This window comes from Sphingobacterium sp. SGL-16 (assembly GCF_011043515.1).
Taxonomy (GTDB): Bacteria; Bacteroidota; Bacteroidia; order Sphingobacteriales; family Sphingobacteriaceae; genus Sphingobacterium; species Sphingobacterium litopenaei.
The window spans coordinates 1-7,007 of sequence record NZ_JAAKGQ010000081.1 but is presented as its reverse complement, the minus strand read 5'-3'; the positions used below and the strand labels follow the sequence as shown (position 1 = coordinate 7,007).

General features: G+C 32.4%; 10 protein-coding genes. 6 read left to right on the top strand and 4 right to left on the bottom strand.

Annotated features, from left to right (window positions below):
• Nucleotides 1-790: MAC/perforin domain-containing protein (locus tag G5B32_RS16440; protein WP_165292583.1), on the top strand; the 790-nt coding region annotated here is incomplete at its 5' end.
• 97 nt (nt 791-887) lie between these two features.
• On the opposite strand, the gene G5B32_RS16435 is transcribed toward G5B32_RS16440, so the two are convergent.
• Nucleotides 888-2,333 carry a relaxase/mobilization nuclease domain-containing protein gene (locus G5B32_RS16435; protein ID WP_165292582.1) on the bottom strand — a complete coding sequence of 482 codons (1,446 nt, stop codon included), beginning with the start codon at nt 2,331-2,333 and terminating at the stop codon, nt 888-890.
• Nucleotides 2,324-2,644 carry a plasmid mobilization protein gene (locus G5B32_RS16430; protein ID WP_165292581.1) on the bottom strand — a complete coding sequence of 107 codons (321 nt, stop codon included), beginning with the start codon at nt 2,642-2,644 and terminating at the stop codon, nt 2,324-2,326. The genes G5B32_RS16435 and G5B32_RS16430 overlap by 10 nt, the downstream gene beginning before the upstream one ends.
• 407 nt (nt 2,645-3,051) lie before the next feature.
• On the opposite strand from G5B32_RS16430, the gene G5B32_RS16425 reads away from it, so the two are divergent.
• The 4 genes from G5B32_RS16425 to G5B32_RS16410 all read left to right on the top strand — a co-directional run bounded on the left by G5B32_RS16425 (nt 3,052) and on the right by G5B32_RS16410 (nt 5,322).
• The gene (locus G5B32_RS16425) at nt 3,052-3,237 is read left to right on the top strand and encodes a hypothetical protein (RefSeq protein WP_165292580.1); all 186 of its coding nucleotides are present in this window, start codon (nt 3,052-3,054) and stop codon (nt 3,235-3,237) included.
• 103 nt (nt 3,238-3,340) lie between these two features.
• Nucleotides 3,341-3,595 carry a ribbon-helix-helix protein, CopG family gene (locus tag G5B32_RS16420; RefSeq protein WP_165292579.1) on the top strand — a complete coding sequence of 85 codons (255 nt, stop codon included), beginning with the start codon at nt 3,341-3,343 and terminating at the stop codon, nt 3,593-3,595.
• Entirely contained in the window at nt 3,595-3,882 is a 288-nt protein-coding gene (locus tag G5B32_RS16415; protein WP_165292578.1) for a type II toxin-antitoxin system YafQ family toxin, read from the top strand. The genes G5B32_RS16420 and G5B32_RS16415 overlap by 1 nt, the downstream gene beginning before the upstream one ends.
• Before the next feature lie 495 nt (nt 3,883-4,377).
• A complete protein-coding gene (locus G5B32_RS16410; protein WP_165292577.1) occupies nt 4,378-5,322 on the top strand; it encodes a replication initiation protein in 945 nt (314 codons plus the stop codon).
• Between the two features lie 37 nt (nt 5,323-5,359).
• Here G5B32_RS16410 and G5B32_RS16405 read toward each other — a convergent pair whose 3' ends face one another.
• The gene (locus G5B32_RS16405; protein WP_165292575.1) at nt 5,360-5,578 is read right to left on the bottom strand and encodes a hypothetical protein; all 219 of its coding nucleotides are present in this window, start codon (nt 5,576-5,578) and stop codon (nt 5,360-5,362) included.
• Entirely contained in the window at nt 5,578-6,168 is a 591-nt protein-coding gene (locus G5B32_RS16400) for a ParA family protein (protein ID WP_165292576.1), read from the bottom strand. The genes G5B32_RS16405 and G5B32_RS16400 overlap by 1 nt, the downstream gene beginning before the upstream one ends.
• Before the next feature lie 339 nt (nt 6,169-6,507).
• On the opposite strand from G5B32_RS16400, the gene G5B32_RS16395 reads away from it, so the two are divergent.
• Nucleotides 6,508-7,007: MAC/perforin domain-containing protein (locus tag G5B32_RS16395; RefSeq protein ID WP_206366939.1), on the top strand; the 500-nt coding region annotated here is incomplete at its 3' end.

The window sequence follows — 7,007 nt, the reverse complement described above, 5'->3', positions numbered from 1 at the left end:
TCAATCTGAATCAACTTTAAATAAAAGGCAAGAGGTTGCAAAATCTGATTTGAGCATTGTATCAGCAGCTATAGGCCTTGAATTGGGAGGAGAAGGAACTACAACTAAATATTCTAGCAAAGATGTTTTTAATAGAAATATAAAGTATTATACTACAGGGGGGGATCCTTCAAAAGAAGTAAAAGGAACTTATGATTTCAACAAGACAAATACCTCTATTAATACAGCTAATTGGCAAAATTCTATTAATGATGATAATGCAACACTTATTAGTTTCGATGAAAATGGCTTAATTCCTTTACATGAATTAGTTGATGATCAATATAAAAAAGAAGTTCTCAAAACTGCTATATATGACTACTTGAAAAGAAAAGAAGTTAGAGTAAAGCATACAACTACCCCGATTTACTCTTTATGGTGGAATGGCGGACGTGACCATATCTTAACAAATAATCCTTTAAAGGAAATAAATTCTCCAACTAATGAAGGAATTCTATTTTACGCTTATAATTATCAGGCTCCCGGAACTCTGCCTGTACATAGGTATTATCGCAATAATGGAAATAAATCTAATCATCTTTATACAATAAGTCCCCAAACCGAAGTATTATCTAATTACGTTTATGAAGGAATAGAGTTTTATGCATATCCTAATCAAAATGTTCAAGAACTAGTTAAACCTATCTATAGGTATTATAATTCATCAATTAATGATCACTATTGGCATTACAATATAATAAATCCTTCAGGATATATTAGAGAAGGAATTACCTTCTATGTTCCCAAATAATTCTTTAAATACAAAAAAACTATACATACTATATACGCCTCATAAATTTATCTTAATTCATAAGGCGTATATAGTTTGTTGTTAGATACAATCAATACTATTGAATAGAATATTTTTTTTTATAGTCATTAACTCTATTTTCTATTTTCTCTTGAGCGACTTTAAAAGCTTGTTCTTGTTTTTCAGTACTAATATCTATTTCAATTTCACTCTTTAGAGCATTTTGGATGAAATCTTTAACTAACTGCTCACGCTCTTGATGAGGTTCTTTTACCGGATTGAGTGCTATTTTCTGTTTTTCTTGTGCTAACTTTTTATTATATATTTCTGCTTCAGCATTTTTTTCTCTAATTTCTTTGCCGAACAAAAGAGGCACTTTCTTTATCTCCATTGGCTTGGCGTTCCTCACCTGTTCTTCATAAGCCTTACGCTTTTCATACTGAGAATACACATTATCACTTTCGTAAACAGTGGCTCGGATGCTTGATTCCAGATCTGATTTTATAAGTAGATTAACATCGTTTACTGTGTAGGAATAACCTTGGTTAGTACGTACCAAACCACGAAGTTTTAAGAGATGGTCTATATTAACCCAATAACCACTAGATACAGAAATCGAGGCTACCTTTTCTAAAGCCGTCCTTAAATTTCTTTCTACTTCTGCTCTGGTGATAGTTTTTGTCTCTTGAAGGACTTTGTTGTTCTCCTGCAGAACCTTGTTTATATCGCTCCATTTAGCTCCTATTTGCGAACCTTTTACGCTTATGGTATCACTTTTAAACGATATCCCCGATATCCCATTTCTATTCTCCATAAATCGAACATCAATACCTTTCTGCTCCAGCAACGTTTTGAATTCCTCTGGACTTCTAATTCCTTTGTTCTGAAGAGCTGCTATTACTTCAGATTTGATTATAATCTCCTGTTCTCTTTTATGAGGATCTTTACTGATGCTTTCTTTTTTATCTCTCGGTTCTAGAGCCTTTAATTCTTCTTTAGATAATTTTCTATATCCTTTAGGACTATTTGGGTCATAGATAATTTTTCTACCCTCCGTACGTTGTAAACCTTGTTCCTGTTCGATTTTATCAGCTATAACATGACAGCGATTTGCAATAAATTCTTCTTTCTTACCATCAAAGCCTACATTTAATTTCTTTCCATCTAAATCAACCTTATTGATGATAAGATGATAATGAGGGTTTTTAGCATCGTTGTGTTTAACGACTAGATATTGATAATTTTCATCTGTAACACTCAATTCTTTCAGCACTCCCTTTACGGCTTTTTGTCGTTGGGATTCTGTTAACTTCTCTTGGGCATCAAAACTTATATAAAAGTGCATCACAGGAACACTAACTCGGCTGTTACCATTAGCAACAAAACGCATCTGCCTTGCCATTTCTCGAGCATTGCCATAAACATTATTTTGCGTAATGATTTCGGGTTTTTGATCAGCTTTTAGTTCCTCGAGCTTTTGGTCTTTCAAAGCATAACCAAGCGCCCCCCGAAATCCGTTTCCTGTTATTACACCTACGACCATTCTTTTATAATTTTTTCGATATCCTTTAAAAGACTCTCTATCTGCGGAAGCTCTTTACGCTGATTGGCTAATCTGGTGAGCTGATTTAGGTTGTTGGCAAGACCTATGATGGTACGTCTATCTATACCTGTGCCTGCTTGAATACTATCCTTTTTCTCAGCAGAAAGAACTGCACCTTTGAGCATCAATTGCCGGCCATATTCCGAGATGGTCAAACCTAATTTTCCAGCCTTTGACTCGATCTCTTTATGTTCTTTGTCATTCACTCGGATGACAATATTTTTCAATCTCGGATTGTCTTTCTTATTCATTCCTTTTTCTTTTTAGATAACCAAGATCAAAAAATCGCGAAGCTTTTTGTCCTGGTCATTAGTCCAAAAATTTTAGCGAAGCGTGTAAAAATTTTGTGTCAGATTTTCAGCGTAACTAGGTGCAGCGTAAAGAAAATCTTGGCCCCGCAGGGCGAGGTTCGTAATAAGGATATACATTTGTAACGCAAAATGTAAATACGTTTACGCACCTCGCTTCTTCAATAAGAACTAAGATACTGAGAAATAAGGATTTCACAAAATCCTTATTTCTCAGTATCGCCAGCTTCAATAAAAATAGCCCATCTAAAAGGTCTATTTTTATTGAAGCTGGCCGCCCAAAAAGGCGGGCAATAGTTTATAACAATATACATTGTTACTTTGTTATACTCTATTTTCTAACTTTAGTTATGGAAAACAAACTTTATCTACAGTCAATATTTAACAAAATTTCAGCGATGAAAAAACGTTCTGCAGGAATTTTGGAAGATGCCAAAATAAGCGGAAAGTTGCATTATTACTTTGATCCAAGAAGATGTAGTGCAAATGAAATTATTAAACTTGAAAACGGGATAGAAACCCTAATTAAAAAATAATACCCCTCCCTGATTTGTGGCTTATCGGCTTTTGGCCGATGGCATTCGTTGAATGGTGGTTTACAAGAAAAATAACTATATTTGTATTTAAAATGATATCATTATGAATACAATAAATTTAAAAAAATCAACGTCATTACGTCTTGATAAAGAACTTTACAACTACATCGAGAAATTGGCCAAAAAGGAGAACAGGAGCGTAAACAATTTTATAGAAACAGTGCTTGCTGATGCTACAAATTTCTATGAGCCTAATAAGGAAACAAAAAAAGCTATTGAAGACCTACAGTCCGAACGCCCTAATTTAAAGCGATACGGCACCGCTAAGGACTTGTTTATTGATCTACTAGCTGATTAATGGGGATATATACATTAAGCGCTTCTGGTAGCTTTAAAAAGGATTTTAAGAAGTATAGAAAACAGCCTCGAGAACTAAAAGCTATTACAGAGGTGATCACGCTATTAGAAAATGGTGCAGAGGCTCTCCCCCAACAAATGAAAGCTCATAAATTGATAGGCAATTACAAAGGGCTTTGGGAATGTCATATATTCCCCGATCTATTACTGATATGGGAGCAGCAAGAAGAACCCATTAATGAAATTCATTTAATTCGGATAGGTAGCCATTCGGAACTTTTCTCCTAAAAGCAAGCAACCGAAGGGCGCTAGTGCATGCCCAGGGATGGAAGACACAAATGTGCGAGAGCAAAACATTTAAAAAAAACATAACATACTGATATGCTATATATATTGCATTAAAATGACAATTTAGTGCGCGGCACTTTTCTTTTTTATATAAAATTTCGTTTTTTCGTTGACTTTCAAATCTCCAATCTGTCAAAAAGTCACTTTCCAAAGTCAAAAATCTTCGATTTATACCCTAAAAAACCTACAAACGTTTTTTTAATTATTTTAATATATTTAATTATTTTGCGCTCTCTGTACTAACTATAAATCAACAAGTTACAGTTTTAAAAAACACTTTTTATAAGCTAAAAAACACTTTTTATAAGCTAAAAAACACTTTTTATAAGCTAAAAAACACTTTTTATAAGCTAAAAATACCTTTTGTTTAAATCAGTGTTTTTGGTTTGTGTTTTTTAATTACCTTTATAATGAGATACAAACAACAGAATTCATATGGAATTGTTAACTATTGAGGAAGCAGAAGTTTTAGGCCAAAAGCATTATAAACAACATAACGCTATAACTTCAGGTCGCTATGATTTTACGGCTTGTCAGCTAGATATTCTCTTTATGATTCTTTCTTCTTTAGAAGAGGATAAACTAACTTATACGATTAGAGCAAAGGATATAGAATTGCTTACTGGGAGAGAATGGAATTATCAGCAACTTAGAAAATCAACTGAAGATATTGGTTCAAGAATGTTTGAAATTGAAAAGGCTGGCTCTTATAAACAAATTTGGCTATTTCAATCAGTAGAATATTTAATTGGTAAAGGAGCTTTTGAAGTGATGATTTCAGAGCCCGCAAAACCATTATTCTTCGAGCTTAAAAATAATTTCACACACTTTCAATTAAGATCCGTATTAGGTTGTACTTCAAGCTATGCAAAACGCCTGTATATGCTAGCTTGTCAATGGCGTACAATTGGAAGATTTCCAAAGCCTATTCCAATTATTGAACTAAAGCAAATGCTAGGCCTTGTTGATAAAAAAGGAAAAGAACAATACACTCAAATAGGCCAACTTAAAGAGAAAGTCTTGGATGTTGCTAAAAGGCAAATTAATCAGCATACAGACATATCTTTCGACTATGAGTTATATAAACGTGGACGTTCGTATGAATATATTCAGATATACGTAAGTATACATAAGGACAAACCTAAGCAACTAGAAATCGATTATAAAATCCCTGTTAATGAACAAAAAAACATAAGAACTATTATGGCTTATGGCATTAGCGAAGAGTATGCTGAATTAATTGTTAAAAATGGGTTTGATGAATTTATAAAGTTTGTAGAGAAGGTAAATGAGAGGGCTAAAAAAGGAGAAATAAACGTGGAAAATGCTGCAGCTTATATCATTGGAACTTATCAGAAAAAAGGGATCTTACCCAGATAAACACTTTAAGTAATAACGTGTTTACGTAAACACGTTATTACTTTAAATATTTCCTTATAGCTTCCTCAATTAACAATTTCACATTTGTATCCTCTTCAACAGCTTTAAGCTTTAGGGCTTTTATAAGCTCTTTGTCTAACCACAAAGTATAAGTTTGTTCACTATCTCTTTTATTAGTTTTTACAGGTACAACCTTTTGTTTAGGAACATCATTAGGTTTTACTTGTTTCAATTTATCGAACGGATTATTTGCCATTATAATAACTCTAAAATTTCACTTGTTAACTTTCTTACTTCCTCTTTAGCATTTTCATCTGAACTTGTTAAAACTCCTCCAGTCAGAAAGGTATTCGTATAAGCTACACGGTCTTTTATTTCTCCAATAATAGGTAAATCGTATTCTATTAGTTGTTCTTTAGCTTGCTCGGTAATACTCGCTCTAGGTTTTACCATATTTAGAACTATAGCTGCTTTTAATTTCTTGTTTGATTTTTGAGCTTCTTTTACAAGCTCAACAGTCGAGCGTATCGCCATTATATCAGGAACACCTGCTTTTGTAGGAATAATTACTAAATCAGACTTTAAGAATATAGGCAACATCTCATTCATCAAATACGGCGGGGTATCTATGAATAAAGCTTCAAAATTTTGATCGTAGATATTATTACTAAATGGGATAATGGTTACGTCTGGAATTAAACCTTGTAATTGTATCGTTGATCCCTGAGGATCTATATCAGTTAATATAGTATTCACATTTTTAGCAAATGAATACGCTAAATTTAACGCTAGTGTACTTTTTCCTACACCTCCTTTTTGATGGGCTATTGTTATTATTTTTGACATAAATACATATTTACGTTATTACGTATTTACAAATATAAAAAAATATTTTCAACAGTTATAAAGAACTATGTAAGATCAATAGATAGATTGAAAAATATAAAAATAACAGAATATTAAGTTGAAAATATATTGTTTTTATCTAATTTTAAAGAATTAACTTAAAAGACAATCATGAATTTAAACTTACTCCACTTTAAAAACCTTTATGCATTCGTATTTTTCTTATCTCTAATTAATTTATCTAGTTGTAAGAAAGAATTAGACAACAACAATTTTAACAAAAAAATTGCTTCAAAACCCACGGTAAACAAACTAGCATCATCCACATTTCCTATTAAAATGTCAAGTAATAATTGCTTGGGTAAAGGGTATGATATTTCAGGTTTATATGCTGATAATAGATCTGTAAAAGCTCCTATTATTGATATCCCACAATTTATAAAACTAGATAGTTCTAGAGTACACATGTTCCCTATAGGATATCAAGATACGCACGAAATATACGAGGAAAATGCCGAAGAATACTCTAAAGGGAATACAAGTAAAGTAAATATAAAATTTCCTCTTACGAAAGTTTTTGGAAATGACATAACTTGGAATATGAATAATTCCAAGTTCGATAGTACCTATTATCATGGAAAATTTATATATGGTAGTGTTTCCAAAATGATTATTCGATACCAAAGCTACTTCTCTGCTGATGTCGAAGACTTAAAAAAAGCTCTAACACAGTCTTTTAAGAACGACTTACAGAATCGAAGCGCAGAATTCATAATCAATACCTATGGAACGCATCTTATGACTAATATTTTTTTAGGCGGTAAGTTTAAAATTATATA

What these genes read in the sequence shown, in the direction of transcription:
- G5B32_RS16435 (WP_165292582.1), bottom strand. Translation starts at nt 2,333, where the DNA reads ATGGTCGTAGGTGTAATAACAGGAAACGGATTTCGGGGGGCGCTTGGT.
- G5B32_RS16430 (WP_165292581.1), bottom strand. Translation starts at nt 2,644, where the DNA reads ATGAATAAGAAAGACAATCCGAGATTGAAAAATATTGTCATCCGAGTG.
- G5B32_RS16425 (WP_165292580.1), top strand. Translation starts at nt 3,052, where the DNA reads ATGGAAAACAAACTTTATCTACAGTCAATATTTAACAAAATTTCAGCG.
- G5B32_RS16420 (WP_165292579.1), top strand. Translation starts at nt 3,341, where the DNA reads ATGAATACAATAAATTTAAAAAAATCAACGTCATTACGTCTTGATAAA.
- G5B32_RS16415 (WP_165292578.1), top strand. Translation starts at nt 3,595, where the DNA reads ATGGGGATATATACATTAAGCGCTTCTGGTAGCTTTAAAAAGGATTTT.
- G5B32_RS16410 (WP_165292577.1), top strand. Translation starts at nt 4,378, where the DNA reads ATGGAATTGTTAACTATTGAGGAAGCAGAAGTTTTAGGCCAAAAGCAT.
- G5B32_RS16405 (WP_165292575.1), bottom strand. Translation starts at nt 5,578, where the DNA reads ATGGCAAATAATCCGTTCGATAAATTGAAACAAGTAAAACCTAATGAT.
- G5B32_RS16400 (WP_165292576.1), bottom strand. Translation starts at nt 6,168, where the DNA reads ATGTCAAAAATAATAACAATAGCCCATCAAAAAGGAGGTGTAGGAAAA.